The sequence below is a fragment of the Acinetobacter sp. 1294243 genome (genome assembly GCF_000588015.1).
Lineage (GTDB): Bacteria > Pseudomonadota > Gammaproteobacteria > Pseudomonadales > Moraxellaceae > Acinetobacter > Acinetobacter pittii.
In genome coordinates, this window is the sequence record NZ_JFXG01000004.1 from 130,131 (window position 1) to 149,846 (window position 19,716).

The 19,716-nt window shown below is 38.8% G+C and carries 20 protein-coding genes; 9 read left to right on the plus strand and 11 right to left on the minus strand.

Features of this window, described 5'->3' with window-relative positions:
- Positions 1–158: 158 nt before the first annotated feature.
- Positions 159–1,316, plus strand: coding sequence for an FAD-dependent urate hydroxylase HpxO (hpxO, locus tag J655_RS11335; protein WP_032006669.1), 1,158 nt, complete (start codon positions 159–161; stop codon positions 1,314–1,316).
- Between the two features lie 51 nt (positions 1,317–1,367).
- Here hpxO and J655_RS11340 read toward each other — a convergent pair whose 3' ends face one another.
- The 5 genes from J655_RS11340 to puuE form a co-directional block, all read right to left on the minus strand.
- Positions 1,368–2,093 carry an outer membrane protein OmpK gene (locus J655_RS11340; protein ID WP_014207944.1) on the minus strand — a complete coding sequence of 242 codons (726 nt, stop codon included), beginning with the start codon at positions 2,091–2,093 and terminating at the stop codon, positions 1,368–1,370.
- 121 nt (positions 2,094–2,214) lie between these two features.
- Positions 2,215–3,582 (minus strand): nucleobase:cation symporter-2 family protein, encoded by a 1,368-nt coding sequence (locus tag J655_RS11345; protein WP_019767370.1) that lies wholly within the window; start codon positions 3,580–3,582, stop codon positions 2,215–2,217.
- A gap of 24 nt (positions 3,583–3,606) precedes the next feature.
- Positions 3,607–3,930, minus strand: coding sequence for a hydroxyisourate hydrolase (gene uraH / locus J655_RS11350; RefSeq protein ID WP_005066767.1), 324 nt, complete (start codon positions 3,928–3,930; stop codon positions 3,607–3,609).
- A complete protein-coding gene (uraD, locus tag J655_RS11355) occupies positions 3,927–4,430 on the minus strand; it encodes a 2-oxo-4-hydroxy-4-carboxy-5-ureidoimidazoline decarboxylase (protein WP_014207943.1) in 504 nt (167 codons plus the stop codon). Before uraD ends, uraH begins: the two co-directional genes overlap by 4 nt.
- A 99-nt stretch (positions 4,431–4,529) precedes the next feature.
- A complete protein-coding gene (puuE, locus tag J655_RS11360) occupies positions 4,530–5,495 on the minus strand; it encodes an allantoinase PuuE (protein WP_019767371.1) in 966 nt (321 codons plus the stop codon).
- A gap of 252 nt (positions 5,496–5,747) precedes the next feature.
- On the opposite strand from puuE, the gene J655_RS11365 reads away from it, so the two are divergent.
- From J655_RS11365 to dsbD, 4 genes are all read left to right on the plus strand, one after another.
- Positions 5,748–6,098, plus strand: a complete 351-nt coding sequence (locus tag J655_RS11365) for an HPF/RaiA family ribosome-associated protein (protein ID WP_001019316.1) — start codon at positions 5,748–5,750, stop codon at positions 6,096–6,098.
- 153 nt (positions 6,099–6,251) lie between these two features.
- Positions 6,252–6,797, plus strand: a complete 546-nt coding sequence (locus J655_RS11370; protein WP_005066773.1) for an ankyrin repeat domain-containing protein — start codon at positions 6,252–6,254, stop codon at positions 6,795–6,797.
- A gap of 12 nt (positions 6,798–6,809) precedes the next feature.
- Positions 6,810–7,577 carry a transporter gene (locus J655_RS11375; protein WP_014207941.1) on the plus strand — a complete coding sequence of 256 codons (768 nt, stop codon included), beginning with the start codon at positions 6,810–6,812 and terminating at the stop codon, positions 7,575–7,577.
- Between the two features lie 18 nt (positions 7,578–7,595).
- Complete coding sequence (gene dsbD / locus J655_RS11380) at positions 7,596–9,422, plus strand: protein-disulfide reductase DsbD (protein ID WP_032052382.1); 1,827 nt, start codon at positions 7,596–7,598, stop codon at positions 9,420–9,422.
- Here dsbD and J655_RS11385 read toward each other — a convergent pair.
- Positions 9,417–10,610, minus strand: a complete 1,194-nt coding sequence (locus J655_RS11385) for a GGDEF domain-containing protein (RefSeq protein WP_032052383.1) — start codon at positions 10,608–10,610, stop codon at positions 9,417–9,419. The two genes, dsbD and J655_RS11385, sit on opposite strands and share 6 nt — an antisense overlap.
- A 172-nt stretch (positions 10,611–10,782) precedes the next feature.
- Positions 10,783–11,694: an alpha/beta hydrolase gene (locus J655_RS11390; RefSeq protein WP_032052384.1), complete on the minus strand. Its 912-nt coding sequence runs from the start codon at positions 11,692–11,694 to the stop codon at positions 10,783–10,785.
- 152 nt (positions 11,695–11,846) lie between these two features.
- On the opposite strand from J655_RS11390, the gene J655_RS11395 reads away from it, so the two are divergent.
- On the plus strand, positions 11,847–12,284 hold the full coding sequence (locus tag J655_RS11395) for a DUF2147 domain-containing protein (protein ID WP_032052385.1): 438 nt from the start codon (positions 11,847–11,849) through the stop codon (positions 12,282–12,284).
- A 38-nt stretch (positions 12,285–12,322) separates the two neighbouring features.
- Here the strand turns inward: J655_RS11395 and J655_RS11400 are convergent, their stop codons facing one another.
- Together J655_RS11400 and J655_RS11405 are read right to left on the minus strand one after the other, a co-directional pair.
- A complete protein-coding gene (locus J655_RS11400; RefSeq protein ID WP_002121996.1) occupies positions 12,323–12,673 on the minus strand; it encodes an arsenate reductase in 351 nt (116 codons plus the stop codon).
- A 452-nt stretch (positions 12,674–13,125) separates the two neighbouring features.
- A complete protein-coding gene (locus J655_RS11405) occupies positions 13,126–13,950 on the minus strand; it encodes an exodeoxyribonuclease III (protein WP_017481819.1) in 825 nt (274 codons plus the stop codon).
- 38 nt (positions 13,951–13,988) lie between these two features.
- Between J655_RS11405 and pyrE the strand changes: the two genes are divergently transcribed.
- The 3 genes from pyrE to J655_RS11420 all read left to right on the plus strand — a co-directional run bounded on the left by pyrE (position 13,989) and on the right by J655_RS11420 (position 16,500).
- Positions 13,989–14,639, plus strand: coding sequence for an orotate phosphoribosyltransferase (gene pyrE, locus J655_RS11410; RefSeq protein ID WP_000211305.1), 651 nt, complete (start codon positions 13,989–13,991; stop codon positions 14,637–14,639).
- Between the two features lie 155 nt (positions 14,640–14,794).
- Positions 14,795–15,562: a helix-turn-helix domain-containing protein gene (locus tag J655_RS11415; RefSeq protein ID WP_017481818.1), complete on the plus strand. Its 768-nt coding sequence runs from the start codon at positions 14,795–14,797 to the stop codon at positions 15,560–15,562.
- Between the two features lie 98 nt (positions 15,563–15,660).
- Positions 15,661–16,500, plus strand: a complete 840-nt coding sequence (locus tag J655_RS11420) for a sterol desaturase family protein (protein WP_017481817.1) — start codon at positions 15,661–15,663, stop codon at positions 16,498–16,500.
- Between the two features lie 432 nt (positions 16,501–16,932).
- Here the strand turns inward: J655_RS11420 and J655_RS11425 are convergent, their stop codons facing one another.
- Complete coding sequence (locus J655_RS11425; protein ID WP_032006598.1) at positions 16,933–19,116, minus strand: TonB-dependent receptor; 2,184 nt, start codon at positions 19,114–19,116, stop codon at positions 16,933–16,935.
- Between the two features lie 230 nt (positions 19,117–19,346).
- Entirely contained in the window at positions 19,347–19,559 is a 213-nt protein-coding gene (locus J655_RS11430) for a DUF1737 domain-containing protein (RefSeq protein ID WP_002122004.1), read from the minus strand.
- Positions 19,560–19,716: the final 157 nt, after the last annotated feature.

Consider the following 19,716-nt stretch of genomic DNA (forward strand, 5'->3'; position numbering starts at 1 on the left):
TTTAAAACTGCGCTAACACGGAGCGTGCCAAGTCGAGTTTTATACATAAATATATAAGCATGGTGCATGCCAGTTTTGTGGAAAAGCTAAATAAATTTTGAACGATGGCATGTTTTTAGCATAAGCACCCTATAGGTGAATATCTATAGGAGAGTGTTATGAATGTGGTGATTATTGGTGCAGGAATGGGAGGTCTAACCACAGGCATTGCATTAAAGAAATTTGGTCACCAAGTTCGCATTTTTGAGCAAACTGAAAAAATTCTTCCTGTCGGCGCGGCAATTTCGCTGTGGTCGAATGGTGTGAAATGTCTGAACTATCTGGGATTAACTGAAAAAATCGCCAAACTTGGTGGACAAATGGATGATTTGGCCTATGTGGATGGTCTAACTGGAGATGTGATGACACAATTCAGTTTACTGCCATTAATTGAAGAAGTGGGCCAACGACCTTATCCGGTTGCACGTGCTGATTTACAAAATATGTTGATGGATGAATTTGGTCGTAATCAGATTTATTTAGGCAAAAAAATGGTCAGCCTTGAAGACAAAGCTGATTATGTAGAAGTTCATTTTGCAGATGGTAGCTCAACGCAGGCCGATCTATTAATTGGGGCTGACGGTACTCATTCAATGACACGGACTTATGTGCTCGGTCAGCAAGTGCAGCGCCGTTATGCGGGATATGTGAACTGGAATGGCCTAGTTGAAATATCTGAAGATTTAGCGCCAGCCCAGCAATGGACGACTTATGTGGGCGAAGGCAAGCGAGCTTCTTTAATGCCAGTTGCAGATGGAAAGTTCTATTTCTTTTTAGATGTGCCTTTACCAGCAGGGTTAGATAATAATCGAGATGAATATAAAAAACTTTTAAAACAATATTTTGTTGATTGGTGCCAACCCGTACAGCAGCTTATTGAACGCTTAGACCCGCAAAAGACCAATCGGGTAGAAATACATGATATTGAACCGTTCACTCAATTTTATAAAGGTCGCGTGGTGATTTTGGGTGATGCTGCACACAGCACGACACCTGATATTGGGCAAGGCGGTTGCCAAGCCATGGAAGACGCGATTTATTTAGCGCGTTCTCTGCAAATTAATACTTTGGGGCTAGAAGATGCTTTACGTCGCTATCAAAACAAGCGCAATGAACGTGCCAATGAGTTGGTGCTTCGCGCACGCAAACGTTGTGATGTGACACATATGAAAGATGAAGCTGTTACACAAGCATGGTATGAAGAATTACGCCGTGAACAAGGTGGACATATTATGCAGGGAATTATTAGCAATATTGTGGGTAATCCACTTGATTAAAACAAAAACAGCAAGGAATTTTCCTTGCTGTTTATCTTCTAAATTTGGATTTTAGAAGTGGTATTTAACCAATGCACTAACGTTATTTTCGTCGGCACCTTTAATACCAAATTTGTTATTCCACACTGAGTGCTCGATACCTAGGTATAGGCGTGTATCAGGAGAAATGTGTTTACCCACATTCCATTTCCACTGAGTTGTCCAGTTTAGCTCACTCGCATGGTCGCCTTCAGCAGTTGACCAGTCAAGAAAACCATCTACCAAGAAATCTTCAGATGCGAGTTTAAATGGAATACCATAAACGAATGTCATTTGATAATCGTCGTCAGTGTTCTCATTGTTTGCACGGTAGAAGTTTAAATTTGCATATTGGAAATATGGGATATCTAAATCAACTGCAAAACCATAAAGGAAGTTGTCGAAGTTGTTGCCGTCTTCACTGTTACCTTCCCAAGTAGTACTAATGAGTACATCTTTGATTGGGCCATACGACAATTTTTTACCAGACACTTCGCCTAAACTTAGTCGTGGTGATAACTCAAAGTAAGTACTCTTGTGGTCATTTTCACCACGCATGCGGTCCATAAAGAAAAACACATCAGCGTATTTAACTTTTGCTGCATATTCCAAAGTAATCGTGGTTTCTTTGTCATCTACAACTTCATAGTTTTCACCATAAAGTCCAGTCACACTAAAATCTTGCCAGATTGGTTTCGCCTGAACCATGGCAGTTGCAGATAACAAGGCACAAGTCGCCGCAAGTTGCTTTAATTGCATTTAAATGATCTCCCCCCAAATAAAGCACGCTAAGGATACAGGGTCTTAAGCAAAAATGAAGCCAAATTTGATCAACGGTTAAAAAAAAGCCCACCGAAGTGGGGCGCTAAAAACTAAATCTTTAATGAGTATTTCTTGTGTTTATTGTTTGGCTTAAATGTGGGGTGCGCGAGCTACGAAATGAAGGTAAATGATTAAATAATAAATTCAACAAGATAGCAAAGATACAAGTTGAACTAATGCCCGAATGGAACAAAGTTTGTACCCAAACTGGGAAATGAGCATAAAACTCATGGTTAATAATTGGGATCATCCCAGCTGATAAAGCGGTCGCGACAATAATTAAATTTTTCTGATCGTTATAATCTATTTTTGCCAAAGTGCGAATTCCACTCGCTGCAACCGACCCAAACAAGACCAAACCTGCACCACCAAGTACGGGCATTGGAATCGCTGCAATCAAACGACCCATAATAGGTAGTAGACCTAAAATAATCAGAATGACACCACCTGCTGCGACTACAAATCGGCTTTTGATGCCCGTAATTGCAACTAACCCAACATTTTGGGCAAAAGCGCTTTGCATGAACGAACCAAAGATAGGCGCAAAAGCACTTGAGAACATATCTGCACGAACACCATTGGCGATACGTTTTGAATCGACTTCAGTTCCTACAATGTCTCCGACAGCAATAATATCGGCTGTGGTTTCCGTCATAATCACTAAGGTAACGATTAGCATCGATAAAATTGCACTTAGCTCGAAAGTCGGTAAACCAAATGCAAATAAGTGTGGAAATTGGAGCCATGCGCCTGAACTCACCTGACTAAAATCACCAAAACCCATGAAGTAGGCGAGGGTAGTCCCAGCCACAATAGCCAACAAAATTGATAAACGTCGAATGCTTGCTTGCGGCAGCATATTTAGAACAATCACAATGCCTAAGGTCAGTAGGGCCAAAGAGATATTTTCTACGCTACCCCAGTCAGGCGCTTTGTTGTTGCCGCCCATCATCCAGCGAATCGCAACGGGTAACAAAGATAGACCAATAATCGTGATAACGCATCCCGTCACAACAGGTGGGAAAAAACGAATAATTTTTGAAAAGTAAGGTGCAAGGCATAGCCCAATTAAAGAGGCTGCAATGACCGCGCCGTAGACAGCAGGTAAACCACCGCCTGTAGTGATAATGGCGACCATGGTGGCCACACCCGCAAAAGATACACCCTGTACCAGAGGTAATTTTGCGCCTAAATATTTGGTTCCGATTGTTTGGATCAGGGTTGCCAATCCACCTACAAATAGGGCCGCTGCAATTAACATTCCGATTTGTGCTGAGCTTAAGCCAGCTGCCGTTCCAATAATCAAGGGCGGGGCTACAATGCCACCATACATGGTCAGCACATGCTGTAAGCCGTAAGCAAAACTTTTGGAAATTCCTAAATATTCATGCTCTGGAGAAATCACATTTTTTTGCTGATGATTCATATTTTTCTCCTATTTATAATTGAGTTAGCTACCGCGATAAGTGGAGTAAGCAAACGGACTGATCAGTAATGGAATGTGGTAATGCTGATTGATGTCTTCTATAAAAAATTGGATACAAACACGCGGGAAAAAAGTTTTGACTTGCTGCGATGAAAAATAAGGAGCAATTTCAAATTCAAGCTGATAAGCACCTTCTGCAAAGTCTGTTATTCCAAAATCACTCACTCGACCATCTTGATTAGTGGTTGCTGTCGCTATCAGCTCATGGGTTGCTGCATGAAACAACTTCACTTCTACGTCTGCAGCTGGTTTACCTAAATTCGTATCTAAAATATGAGTGCTGATCATGCTTGTATTTCCTGAGATAGACGTAATAGAGCAATCGCTGCGAGTTGCTCATGTACAATTGTTTTTTCGATAGCCAAGTCGTTTTGTAGTCGTTCATGTAGCTTTTTTAAAATTTCATCGCTACTGAGGCCTGCCGCTTTAATTAAAAAAATAAAGCCAAATTTTTGTTCATAATCCATGTTGCCTTGTAGCAGAGCTTGTTGTGTTAGTTCATCTAAAGAAATGCCAGCTTGTTCTTTAGATGAAAAATCTTGCTCTTTTGCATTGAGTTGTTTTTTAGCTTGGCGTTCACCAATTTTTGGATGGGTTGCTAATGCTGCCAGTATCTCTTGCCATGACCACATTTGACTTAACTGTTCTGCATATTCCAAAAGAGATGCTTTTGTTGAATAGGGACGATTTGAGATGATTTTTTCGGCCCATGCTTGAATGTGGACACAGTTTTTTAACAAAGTCTTGAGTTGTTCTGGTGGGGCTTGATTAAACTCGGCTAAAAACACTGTTATTCCTAAACTCGTTGTCTTGATATAGAGTTTTAGCAATAACAGTGCCAATAGCGAGTTTTAATTCGTTTAAGGATTTTGAAAATTAAAAATCAATTATTTACTTATGTGATTTTTATACCAATGTTCAGCAATATCCTGACGACGACATATCCAGACCCGATCGTGCATTTGGATATAGTCGAGAAATTTCTGTAGTGCTTTAAAACGGCCCGGACGCCCTAAAATGCGGCAATGCATTCCAATCGACATCATTTTTGGTGCAGTTTCTCCCTCTGCATACAACACATCGAAACTATCTTTCAAATATTGAAAAAACTGTTCTGAGCTATTAAAGCCGCCTGGTGAACAGAACTTCATGTCGTTACATTCCAAAGTATAAGGAATAATCAGATGAGGGCGTGATGCACCCTCAGCATTGGTAAGCGTTGTCCAAAAAGGCAGGTCATCACCATAATAATCTGAGTCATATTGTATTTGTGGAAACTCAGCGAGTAACTGACGTGTATTGGGGCTGTCACGTCCGGTGTACCAACCTATCACTTTATTTTCAAAAAGGTTTTCTAAGACAGTTAAAGCCTGCTCCATATGCTGTTTTTCGACTTCAATTTCGGTATCTTGATAGTGAAGCCAGCGGTAGCCATGTGAAACCACATCGTAATCAGCTTGTTTGATCGCTTCTACAATATAAGGGTTGCGGGCAAGTGCCATTGCAACCCCAAAAATGGTCATTGGAAGTTTGCGCTTTTGGAATTCACTATGAATGCGCCAAAAACCAGCACGTGAACCATATTCGTACATAGAGTCCATCGACATATGTTTAGCTGGGTAACTTGCGGCACCAATAATCTCTGATAAAAACTGTTCTGAGCCATCATCGCCATGCTCTATATGTTTTTCGCCACCTTCTTCATAATTAAGAACAAATTGTACAGCAACCTTGGCATTATTAGGCCATTTAACTTGTGGAGGTTGCCCGTGATATCCGATTAAATCACGTGAATAAGGAGACTTCTGGATTTGCTCAATAAGCTCTGCTCCAGATAGATAAGATTTGGACACGATTGCTCTCCTTTTGTTCAATTTTTCATAAAAATTTAAAAAATCAGCTTGCATATTTTTATAGATGGACTGATATTGAAGGTATGAAGATCTTCAAAATAAATTAAAAGCAGTACGTTTAAGTCAGGAGATAACAAACCATTACACCATCAAAATGTACAATTGAAGTCAGTTCATGCATGCTTAAAACATGCCAACATAAAAAAGTTTTGCATAGAAAAGATCCACAGTAAGAAAGAGAGGATGGTATTTATGAATATTGAAATCCGCACAGATAAAAACATCCATAACAGCGAACGTTTAATTACTTATGTACGTGCAGAACTTACTCAAGAATTCCAACGTCATAGCGAACGTATTACGCATTTTTCGGTTCATTTTAGTGATGAAAATGGGGACAAAGGTGGTGACAAAGATATCCACTGTATGATTGAAGCGCGTCCTTCAGGTTTGAAACCAGTTGCAGTACATCATAAAGCAGGAAATATTGACGCCTCGATTCATGGCGCGATTGAAAAATTAAAACGTAGCCTTGAACATACTTTTGAGAAAAAAGAACACCCGAGAGGTGGTCAACCAGAATTCATTGATGATGAAGTTTAATTTAAAATGCTAAAAAGCCCTTCGGGGCTTTTTTTATATTTAATGAAAATAAAACTATTCACAACATTAGGTTTGCAATGCGATGCAATCAACCTCTAAAATCTTCAGAAGAGATTAGGCATAATAGCCCTAATATATTTTTGAGAGATGGTCATGTTAACCACCCAGCAGCAAGCTTTAATTAAAGCCATAGAAGAATTAGAACTCGCGCAAGTGCAAAAATTACTTGCTGAAGGACTTGATCCGAACTTTATTGATCCGGAACAAGGACCACCTGTATCAATCATTTGTGATGGAATTTTTAAATGGTGGGAAGATGTATCAGAAGCTTATGAAGCGGGTACACCACTATCAAAAGAAGAAAAACAACAATCATTACAGGTTTACCTCGATATACTCGAAGCGTTGATTCAAGCCAAAGCGAATGTACACCTTTGGGATGCAGAAGAGTTTTATGGTCCTTTATGGGATGCAGCAAGCTCGGCATGTGCGCCAGCCGTTCAACGTTTATTAAATGAAAAAGTTGATCCAAATACACGTGATGAAGAAGGACTCACTATTTTATCTTCAATCAGTCAGTTGTTCTTTGATTGTGACTTTGATGAAATAGATTGGTCAGAAGCGCTTCAAGAAGAGCGTGAAACATTAGAGTTATTGCGCCAACATGGGGCAAAAATGTCAAAAGAACTAACTACTTGATTGGATAATAGAATGAGAACATTTCAAATTTTAACTTTTGCTTTGACCACTGTTGCCGCAGGAAGTACTTTTGCTGCAGAGTTCTCTTTTGACCGTCCAGGTGCTGGCTTTGGAACAGGGATTACTCCAGTTGGTAAATTGGCTTGGGAACAAGGTTTGCCAAGTGCAACTTATACAGAGTCAACGGTTGATGGCGTCAAAGAAAAAACCGTAACTGTAAATGAAGATATGTTATTCCGTACCGGTTTAGCCGACGGCTTGGAATTACAATTAGGTTGGCAAGGTCCAGCATGGACTCAAACTAAACGTGCTGGTAAAAAACATGACACGTCAGGCTTTGGTGATGTCAGCATCGGTTTGAAAAAAGCAATTGATCTAAACGATGAAAACTTATCAATGGCTGTGTTAGCTGAAGCGATCATTGCCACTGGAAATGATGAATTTACTGCACATGACGATATTTATAGCTTAAGTTCAGCAGTCGCTTATAAATATAATGACTTAGTCGGCACATCAATTACCATGCGCTACGAAGTACAAAATAGTAACTGGGCAGTAACTGCAATCCCGACGATTGATTATAAAATCGCAGGTAAGTTGTCAGGTTATTCTGAGTTCATTTACCGTAAAGCTGAAAGCCAAGACTACGAATATGGTTTAGGGACAGGTTTAGTCTACGCCGTAAATGATCGTACCCAGCTCGATGCAAGTATCGGGGTTGATTTAGAGGGTCAAGACAAGAGCTACAACGGTGGCTTAGGCGTGGCATTCTTGTTCTAATCGAAGCAATTTAAATTTATGTTAATGAAAAAGCTTATTCATCAGGGAATTCTTTATTTTCTAGCAGTTGCTGTTTGTGTGTTTAGCCAGTTGGTTTCTGCGCAAGATAAGCTACTCTCACCCGAACAAGCTTTTTCATTTTCGGTTGAATCTTCTGAGCCGCATACTGCGAGTTTGTCTTGGCAGATTCAGCCAAATTACTATCTTTATCAGCATAAATTTTCTGTACAACAAGGTACTCAACCTTTAACTTTAAAGTTACCTAAAGCGGTTGCCCAATATGATGAAAATTATGGGCAAAGTCAGGTTTACTACCATCAAGTTAATTTCCAAATTAAGACTAAGCCTTCAGAGCACTATAGTGTGACTTGGCAGGGCTGTGCCAAAGACCGTATTTGTTATCCACCCCAGACCATTGAGTTTCAAACCGATGCAGATGGCTTGGTGGGTGTACAAAACCAAGCAGGAACAGCGCCAAAACGATTACTAGATTTAGCGAATACACAATCCGACACTTCCTCGAGTTCAGAATCTTTAGAAAAAGAGCAGAGTACAGAGACAGCAGCTGATACAACTACACCTCAAATTGCACAAGATCAGATCTGGTCAGCTAAATTAATTGAACACTCGCTTTGGTATGGAGTTTTATTATTTTTAGGTTTAGGCATGTTGCTCGCATTTACACCATGTTCTTTACCGATGCTTCCTATTTTAACTTCACTGATCATTCGCGAACATAAAGGTTTAAAGGCTTGGACCATTGCGCTTACTTTTGTATGTAGCATGGCATTAGTTTATGCAGGCTTGGGTTTAATTGCTTCTTCGGCAGGCTTAAATTTCCAACGCTGGTTACAACAGCCAGCAACTTTAATTGCTTTTAGTTTGCTGTTTATTGTTTTTGCTCTGAACTTATTTGGTTTGTTTGAGCTTCGTTTACCTCAGACATGGTTAAACCGACTTGACCGTATTCAGTCAATGCAACAAGGCGGTACTTTGGTCGGTGCTGGGGTTATGGGTGTCGTTTCTGCGCTTTTGGTGGGTCCTTGTATGACCGCACCTCTCGCTGGAACTTTATTATTTATTTCTCAAACGCAAAATCAGTGGCAAGGTGCTTTGCTTTTATTCTGCCTAGGCTTTGGAATGGGAATTCCATTGTTACTCGCAAGTATTTTAGGGGCAAAATTCTTGCCTAAAGCGGGCGACTGGATGCATCAGATTAAAGTAATTTTTGCTTTTCTGATGTTGGGATTAAGTCTTTATTTTATTCGTCCTTTGCTGCCAGATTTGGGCATGCAAGTGCTTAGCCTCGTATTAGGCCTTGCTTTTATAGGCTATGCTGTTTATCAGTTTTTCTGGAAAAAAGGGCAACTACAATGGCTCTACGCGATTTTATTATTAATCGTTACACCTTTTGTAGCCTATAACCAATATCAACATATTCAAAATCGAACCTTGCAAAGTTCTAATCATATGGCCGAGTGGCATATTGCGACTAGTGCAGCAGACTTTGAGAAAATTTTAGCGGCAGCACCTGTTGATCGAGCTATTGTGGTTGATGTCTATGCAGACTGGTGTGTTGCCTGCCAACCGATTGAACACCGTATTTTAAAAGCACCCGAGGTTCAATCTGCTCTTGCGCCATATTATTTAATTAAGCTTGATTTGAGCCATTATGACCAGTCGCATGAAGCACTACTCAAACAATGGAATATTTTAGGACCACCGACCTATTTATTCTTAAGCCCAGAGCAAAAAGAGATTCGTGCTTTACGATTAACGGGTGCTTTTAGTCAGCAAGAACTTTTGCAACAACTCGCGAGTTTGGCAAAGCTCAAAGAATCATAAGGTATTGATAGTTTCGGTCTGATGAAATGTGCGTACCTGATTACGGCCTGAAGCTTTTACCGCATAGAGAGCTTGGTCAGCCTGTCGAATAACAAGATAAGGGTCCTTTGCAAAAGCTGAACTGCTTATTCCAAAACTTGCACTAATATGAATAGGATTATTTTGGGCACTACAGACAGGTAATTCTTGTAAAGCACAGCGACAACGCTCAGCAATTTTTTCAGCTTGAATAATATCGGTGTGGGGGAGTAATAAAATAAATTCTTCTCCACCAAATCGACCAATAATGTCCTCACTGCGCAAATTATCAGAAAGGCACTGCGCAATTTCAATTAAGACCTGATCCCCTTGGTGATGTCCGTATATATCATTAATTTTTTTAAAATGATCGATATCAAGAAGTACCACTGCATAATCAAATTGTTGTTGGTGTAGCGACTCTAAATGTGTGTTTAAACTACGTCTATTTAATACATTGGTTAAAGGGTCGATTTGGCTTAGACGTTGAATATAAGTTTCTCGCTGACGCCATTGGGTGAGTAATATTTCAAATAAAATAAAACAGGCCAATAAAATAGGCATAATAAAAAAAGCCATACTTCCTAACCAAAACGGATTAGTTTGGGCTCGTTGCATAGCAATAAGATTAAATAATGGCGCATAAGGCAAAACACCTTTCATGCTTAGATACGTACATATTGTTAAAATAATCGTCGCAGGTATAAGGGCGCTATAAACAATTTTTCGCTCGAATAACACCAAACCCACACCGATGGTACCTACATAACCGACCATAGTGGCTGGACTGATACTGCCAATTAAATATCCATCGTGGCATAGCATGAGTGCAAAGAACTGTACACTAATCAAAGGAATAACTTTTTGAGCCCATTCATCATTTTTGTAGCGATAACAGGGGATTATCAAAGCGCCTAATAAAAATAAAGTAAATAAATTGAGCAAGATTTGTGATTCAACTAAAGGCAGATTTGCCCATTGCCAAACGCTTGGCGTAATTAAAATATAGCCTTTCCATAAAATCCAACTGAAGTTCATTGCACAGGCAAGTGTGAGCATCAGTGCACTTTTTTGTAATGGAGTCCAGTTGATAATGTGATTATTGTGGATGAAATCGATTATCACCTGTTTTGTTCTATGTATTGGATGAGTGATTAAACGATTTTTCATAGTAAGTAAGGGCTCCTAAATATAGATGCCTCTTTGTTAGACCATCCTAAAATTGGATTGTTTAAATAATTTATATTTTAAACATAACATGATTTTCAATTTATACATGATGTCTTTTATAAAGAAAATGATGTGAAAAGTTTTGGGACTATTCACATCATTTATCAGTAAATTAAGTTTTATCAAGCTCATGAGCAAATTCAGCAATATCTGCCAATGCTTGTTTAGCTTCATCAAACCAAGCATTAAACATCTGGAAGTTATGCCACATGCCCGTATAAAGTTTGAATTGAACGTTAACACCAGCATCTTCAGCTTTTTCTCTAAAACGCTTGGCATCGTCTAATAATATTTCTTTAGAACCCACTTGAACCAAAGTTGGTGGAAGACCATGTAAATCGTCGAAAATAGGGGAAACACGTGGGTCATCGGCTGCGATATGATTGCCTATATAGTACTGAGTACCTGTTTGTAAGGATTCAATAGATAATAAGGCATCATGCTTTTTGTTAAACCGAAGAGACTCACTCGTGAGTGTTAAATCCAAAAATGGAGACAATAAAATTAGGCCACTCGGCATGAGTTCGGGTTGTTCTTTTAAACGCAAGCAAAGTGCTAGCGCTAAATTTGCCCCGCATGAGTCACCCGATAAAATAATATCTTTCGGTTGGATGCCTTGGACCACTAAAGACTGATAGATGTCGTATAGAGCTTCGGTTGCCTCAGGGTAGGGATGCTCTGGTGCAAGAGGATAATCCACATGAATAATCTGCATTTGAGTACGGGCAGCTAAATCCGTCATAAAAGCATGATGTGTTTTGACACTACCAAGGAAAAAAGCACCGCCGTGAATGTGAAAAATTAGTTGAGTCGCAGAATCTTGCGGCTTGATTTCTTCACCTTTAACGCCTGCTAGTCGAATCGGGCGCACGGATACATTTTTTTGTCGTGGGAAAGCACGACACATCTGATCCAGCACAGGGCGTAAGGCAGTAGCCGGCAAATTTAGCTGGCTTGGCTTGCGAATTGTTGTTTTAAGAAAAGTTTTTGTAAAATAATATTTCCAAACATTTGATATATTCATATAGCATCCATTTTTATGCTAGTTTCTTGTTTTCTTGTAAATTTTATTTTGCAAGATTACAAGGTTACACGAAACAGTCACATTCAAAAATTGCAATATCTTTGCGACTTCTGAATACTGAAAATCTTGAAAGACCCAAGGATATTACAAAAATGAAAAAGATTGCTTTAGCTTTAGGACTCATTGGTATGGCTGCATTTGCCAATGCGGCTGATTCACTCAATGGAACGGTATGGAAAACGATTGATGATCAGACCAACAAGCCAAAAGCCGTAGTGAAATTTACGGAACAGAAGGACGGAACCTTAACTGCAACCATTCAGAGCATTTTGACACCAGGTGAAGAAAACACTTGTACAAAATGTGAAGGTCCTTACAAAAACAAACCGCTTAAAGGTGTCACCATTGTACATAATTTAAAAAATGTAGGTGGTAACAGTTATGAAAACGGTACGATTTTAGACCCAAAATCAGGTAAAACTTACAAACTGAAAGGTGAGTTAACCGATGGCGGCAAAAAGCTTAAATTACGTGGTTATATTGGCGTTTCTGCACTTGGTCGTAACCAAACGTGGATTCGCGCGAACTAAAAGTTTTAATAAAAAAACGAGCCAAATGGCTCGTTTTTTTAGGCTTGAATATTTTGATAGGCGGTTTCATCAAAACCCACAATAAAACCCTGTGAAGTTTTTAAAACAGGTCTTTTAATCAAACTTGGTTGAGCAATGAGTGCTTCAATCAGGTGATCTTCACTGCTTAGAGCACGATTTTGTTCTTCTTCTGAAAGCTTGCGCCAAGTCGTTCCTTTTTTGTTGAGAACGGTATCTTTTCCAATTTCTTTTAACCAGATTTTTAAAGTATCTGCATCAATGCCTTGTTTTTTATAATCATGAAAATCATAGTTAAGCCCTTTAGCCTGTAAGGCATCAAATGCTTTTTTCATTGAGTTACAGTTTTTAATTCCATAAATTTTTAACATTTTATCGGACCATGTCAAAAAGAGAGAGCACACAGCCTAACCCAAAATGCTTTTAAGCACTACTTTATACCGATACTTTTAAAACAAATGAAAATTAATGATTAATCGAAAGAGAAATGTCATGTTATTGTCATAAGATAAGGTAATAATGAGCTTAATAAGAAGAAGTTAAAACTAAAAGAACTTAGCGCAAAATAAGAGACAGAAAAGAGAAAACCCGCATTTAATCATCCTGATCATGCGGGTCTCATTTCAACGTCCAATGTCACATCCTTGCAAATAAACTTATCATAAGTTTATTTTATCTTCCTACGGCGTCCTATCCTTTTGCGTCATCCTGACTGCTTCCCTGTGCCGTGGGGCTATAATGCCGTTAAAGCTGTGTAAGAAAAATACTCAAAAACGACATATGCTGTAAGCGAAAACGACAATGTAAGTGAACGAGTGTTCACTTATTCTTGAATTTTATAGTCGATAATAACGGGTGCATGGTCGCTAAACCATTGATCTTTATAAACCCATGCGTTAATTGTACGTGCTTTCCAGTCTGGTGAGCATGCATGGTAGTCAATACGCCACCCTACATTTTTTGCACGAGCTTGACCGCGATTTGACCACCATGAATAAAGTTCTGCTTCTTCGCGAACTACACGGAAGGTATCCACATAGCCAAGTTCATCGTAAATATGGTCAAGCCATGCGCGCTCATGTGGTAAACAACCAGATGATTTCTGGTTACCTGACCAGTTTTTGATATCAATACGTTTATGAACAATGTTGTAGTCACCACAAATGATGACTGACTTGTTTTCATCACGCCATTGTTTCAAGATTTTTGCGTATTCACCTAAAAATAAATCTTTACGTGCTTGCGCTTCTTCACCACTTGAGCCCGAAGGTAAGTATAATGATGCAATATGTACCGGATGTGACAAACCTAAATCGAATTCCGCGGAAATAAAGCGGCCTTGACTGTCAGCCAGTTCAAACCCTAAACCATCTTTAACTGAGACGAAGGGTAGGCGGCTATATATTGCAGTCCCCGCGTAACCTGCACGCTCTGCTGGAAAGAGATGGGTATGCCATCCTTCGGGTCTAAATTTTTCAGTCCATTGTTCATGGGTAATGCGGCTTTCCTGCATGCATACGACATCGGCATCTGATTGTTCTAACCATTCAAGTAAGCCTTTCGTTACTGAAGAACGTAAGCCATTTACGTTAATGGAAACGACTCGAAGAATTTTTACATCACTTGGATACTGATCCTTTGGTATCATGCGAAAATTTAACCTCAATTGTGAATTTGGAGCACCTCATGACAACGCCTGTGTCATTTCACCCGCAAGCATTTATCGAACTCGCATTATCACGCGGTGTGCTTAAATTTGGTGAGTTTACTTTAAAATCTGGACGCGTGAGTCCTTATTTTTTTAATGCAGGCCTACTCAACGATGGTGAAGCTTTATCTCTTTTAGCGCAAGGCTATGCTGATAAATTAACACAATGTGAAAATGTTGATGTGATTTTTGGACCAGCTTACAAAGGTATTCCTTTTGTAGCAGCGACTGCTGTTGCTTTGTCTCAAGTCCATAACAAAAGTGTGCCATGGGGCTTTAACCGTAAAGAAGCAAAAGATCATGGTGAAGGCGGTGTATTAGTTGGTGCTGCGGTTGAAGGTAAAAAAGTCTGGATTATTGACGACGTAATTACCGCAGGTACAGCGATTCGCGAAGTGGTAACAATTTTGAAAAATGCTGGTGCAACTATTGCGGGTGTGTTGGTTGCGCTAGATCGTCAAGAACGTGGTCAAGGTGAACTTTCCGCAATTCAGGAAGTTCAAAAAGAATTAGAAATTCCTGTACACGCACTCATTACCATGAAAGATTTAATGGATTATTTGGAAGCGAAAGGTGAAAAAGAAGCGCTAGCAAATATGCAAGCGTATCGTGAAAAATATGGTATCTAAGTCTATATTGAATTGAAAAAAGGAAGCGATGGCTTCCTTTTTCATTTATTAGAGGATTAAATTTTATATATTCTATCTCAATACTAATATAACTGAATTATTTAAATATCTTTATAAAGCATTCAATTTTAGCGTTAATCTTGTAAAATCTAAACATGATAAAAAAAGAGCAGCTATCACATTGGCAAGGTCAGATGGCTATTGGTTTGGGTTACGGTTATTTTTGTGGACAAGCAGGAGATAACAGACCACATCGACATCTTGCGCATCAGATCACTTTTCCCCTCGATCCACTACAATCTATGCAGATTATTGGATACGAGCAGTTACATACGGGTATGGGTTTTTTCATTCCAGCAAATACTGTTCATCAGTTACAGAAAGGCAAGTATTGCTCGATTTATTTGGATGGAACTTATTATTTAGGGCAGGCTATACATCAATTTTTTGCCTCAACTTCTCAGATACAAATACTGCCAACAACGCTTCTGGAGCAATTGCGGCTTTATTTTTTGCATACTAATAATATTACCAAAGCCTTTGCTCAATTACAGTGCTATTTTGATTGTATGGTAGCTAGTGAACGTGCTCAATTAATGAATGGCTATATCTATCAACATCTATTATATAATTATGTTCCTTCACGTCAGGAGCTGGCGGCGTTACATCACTTATCTGAAAGTCGTCTAGCACATTGGTTCAATTCCCATTTTGGTATTTCATTACGTAGTTATCGCAAGTGGTTACGCTTGATTATTGCACTTAAAAATCTACATGAAGAAAATAATTTAACTGCAGCAGCGTATCAGAGTGGCTTTACCGATCAAGCGCATTTTTCTAGAACCTGTATGCAAATGTTTGGCATACAACCTTCGGCTGTCAAAAACATTCAAAACAAGATGATTTTGTTGCCTGAGTCTTAAGTAAATTCACTTTTTTAAATAAAATATAGCCGTTTTATTCAATTTAAACATCAAACAATCCTGCATGGTAGTGATCAATCTAAATAGAGGACATCATCATGCTAAAGTATAGTCATTTTTTAATACGTTATTTGAGTTATCCGATTTTATCTGTTACCACCTTAGCAATAGTATTATTGATGGCTTATCAAAAAATACCCTATTGGCCATCCGCACTAGTATGCATTGTATCCATTAGCGCTATGGTTGCAATGTTAGAGCGCTTTTTGCCATATCAGCAAAAATGGTTACATGATCAAGACGATACATTCACTGACATTTTTCATGCGATTTTTAATGTAGCACTTATTCTAATAACCGCAACAATTTTACAATTTATCCTTAAATTCGAGTTTTTTTCTAAATTATGGCCTATTCAATGGCCAATATGGGTACAATTTTTACTGGTGGGGATAATTATCGATTTTGGTTTATGGTATATGCATAAACTGAGTCATCGTCGGCGCTGGTTGTGGAAATTACATGCCATTCATCATCAACCTAAACGCTTATATTGGTTAAATGGTGAAAAACGTCATCCATTAAGTGCGATTGCACTAGCAACACCTAGTTTATTGGTGTTAACGATATTAGGGGCACCAACCTTGCTGATAGGTTGTTGGCTAACCTTTACTGCGGTACATTTAAGTTTTCAACACGCCAACTTAGACTATCGGGCAGGGCCATTAAAACATGTATTTGCTGTTGCTGAAGTACATCGTTGGCACCATAAACAGGGCTTTGGCAGTAAAAATTTTGCCGAGGTTTTTGTGATTTGGGATCATATTTTTGGCACTTTTCACTACGAAGAAAAAGCAGTTTCCGCAGATAGTTTGGGCATTCGTACCCCTATATCGAATCGATATTTCAAGCAGTTGTTGTGGCCATTTAAAAAATAGCTGTAATCATAATTCTTGGACTATGAAATGGTCTAATTAAATCATCAATAACTTTAGAATTATCAGGTATTGATGATTTAAATTTTCATGGATAGAAGTTGAAGTAACTAAACGACAAACTGAAGGGTTGGTGAGAAATCACAGCAAATGCCAATTGGTATATGACTTTTAATTTTAAAAAGTACCGTGCTGAGCTATCTAGAGTTTAGCCTTATTTAATAGTTCATTTAACATAATGGCGAATCTGCGAAATCTTTCTCATCACACTTTCTACACTCTAGCATCATGCCTAATTTCTCTTTGCATCCTTGTTCAGTCATCCCAAAGGTGAAAAAGAAGCGTTTGCAAACATGCAAGCTTATCGCGAAAAATACGGTATCTAAAAAGAAAAAGGCATACCTCTAAATAGGGGTATGCCTTTTTAATATTTACTTAAAACTGATAATTCAAACGCAATAACACATTACGTGGTGTGCCTGGCATACTGTCTGAACGCCAATACTCTTTATTGGTTAGATTATTCACCGCAAGTGTGACATTCCATGGGTCTGCACTATAGCCAATCGCTGCATCGACACGGTTAAAGCCTTCCATTTTTACTTGATTATTAAGATTTGGATAATAAGACCCGACATAGGTCACGCCCACCTCGGTATACCACTGCTCGGTTGGTAAATAACGAACAAATAAATTACCTGTATTCTTAGATGTGTTGGCTAAATAGTTACCTTCTTGTTCAGGCTTTTGTTTATCTTCTTTCACTTTTGCATCTGTGTAGCCATAACCACCACGGACAAAGACATTATCAAGTACGCGGCCAATAAAGCTAAATTCAAGACCACGAGATTGATGCTGACCCGCAGTTGCCCATACTTCTGGTTGCTCATTAGGATTTGGTTTATAGCGGATATTATTTTTACGAATATCAAAGATAGAAAATTGAGTATTTAAACGATTATCTAACCATTCGCTTTTTACCCCAACTTCATATTGCTCGTTATATTGAGGCTCTTTATCCATTTTTGTAACATCGGTGCTTCCAGTAACTTGGTTAACACCCATTTGTCCGCCAAATGGTGCAAAGCTTTTAGAGTACGACGCGTAAAAGCTATGTTCCGGAAGCGGTTGCCACACTAAACCAACATTTGGGCTAAAGCTGCCATCTTTTACATTACGGTGTTCTTTAGTCAGCTTGTTGGTGGTTGAAAAGTCAAAGTAATCGTAGCGCACACCCAGCATGAGTTTAAGTTGGTCATTTAGACCAATTAAATCTTGAATAAATACGCCGTAAGTTGTGCCTTCATTATAGTTGTGCTGTTTCATCACTAGTGGGCCACTGCCACGACTATACTCTCGTTCCCCTGTGATCGGATTGACGTAGCCGTAAATAGATCCATCTTTGGTAGCGTTCGCTAGACGTGGCTCTCGTTGCTCATAAGTCCAGTCTGTACCCACCATAATTTGGTGTTCAAGCGAGCCTGTTTTGAACTTGCCCTTAATATCAAAGGTATTGGTGGTGGTCTTATTGATGGTTTGTTGCCAGTAGTAAATTTGGTCGACGTAACCTTTTTTAGTACAAGACTCATTCTTTGAGTTTTTACCATCTAAACCACAATAAGTTCCAAAATAAAAGTGGTCAAAGTTTTGTTCTGCTTGTCGGTAACTTGCTGCCCAGTGAAAGTTCCAATCAGGCGCATATTGATAATTCACATCGGTGCGGACCACTTGCAAAATATCATCAACATCATCGCCGTCTTGAGCAAATCCCATTTTGATCGAAGTTTCCGCAGGCAGAATGTCACGTGATGGTCCGCGATCAGGTACACGACCTAATTTGTCATAGGTATATTGTGTGGTCCAAGTGAGTGTTCCATCGTCATTTTTATAAGTGAAACTTGGTGAAAACATTTCAATCTTATTTTCAATACTAGAGCGGAAGCTGCCTGACTCGCCATATTCTCCAGTTAAACGTACTGCTAAATTGTCATTAAGTACTTGGTTGATGTCAGCCGTTGTTCCGTAGTTATCATATGAACCAGCATACGCACCAACTGAACTTTTAGAGTTAAAATTGGCGAACTTACTCACCATATTCACAACACCGCCGCCAGCACTACGGCCATATAAAACAGAGGCGGGGCCTTTTAAAATTTCAATACGTTCGATATTTGCTGTACTACGACGTACTTGTCCGCTTTCACGTATGCCATCACGGTAAATATCACCTGTATCGGCACCAAAGCCACGAATCGTGATCCCATCACCGCGCATATCATAACTGGTTGATACCCCTGGGGTGCCTTGCAGCATAACGCTTAAATCATTTGATCCATAAATTTTATATTTCTGAACATCAATCGTATCAACGGTTTGAGGAATATCTTTTTTATCTAAACCATTACGTGTGACATTGGCTTTGTCATAGTCGATATAACTTTTAATCGGATCGAGCTCACTCATGGCCTCAATTTTTATGGTGGGCATGGTGGCCGCTACTTTTGATGAGTCAGTCACATCTTCTGCATAGGCACCTTGAATATTCAAGATCATTAAACTGAGTAAGCTCAGCGGGAAAAGACGCTTCATTTGGGGAGATGGTATAGAAATTCTTAACATAAAAATAAAATCAATTAACAAAAATAAAAGTATAAATGATAATTATAATCATTTAATTGTTTAGAATAAAAGAACTATTATCTTAAAAAATGACATATTTATTTTTTAATAACTGATTTTTAATAAGTTAATTAGCAAATTAAACGAATTGTATGAGTTGACTCATTAGTTTTTCTTGTTAATTGGGTTTTAAAGGGGGCTTTTCATCGATTAAAAGCACCCTTCTGGAATTACGCGTTATTTTTGAGAACATCTAAAATATCCATTTCTGGATCATAATTTTCATCAATTGTTTTGCAAATTGCTTGTCCCACAATGACATGCGTGCCATTAAAGGTCATAGTGGGTGCTTCATATAACTCCCAACCATGATTCAGAGCTTTAGTCACTCGTGCACAAAAAGCAGAGTCATCGGGGCCAGTTAAATAGCGATAAAGTTTCATGTTTACCCTTTAAAAATAATATTTTATGATCATAGTTTAACTGAATTTACCTTAATTCAAGATAAAGAAATAACCGATAAGGTTTTACTGAAATTAAGAAAAACCAGTGAAAAATCTCAGTTATACTCATGCTAATTTAAATTTTAAGAAGAGCTTG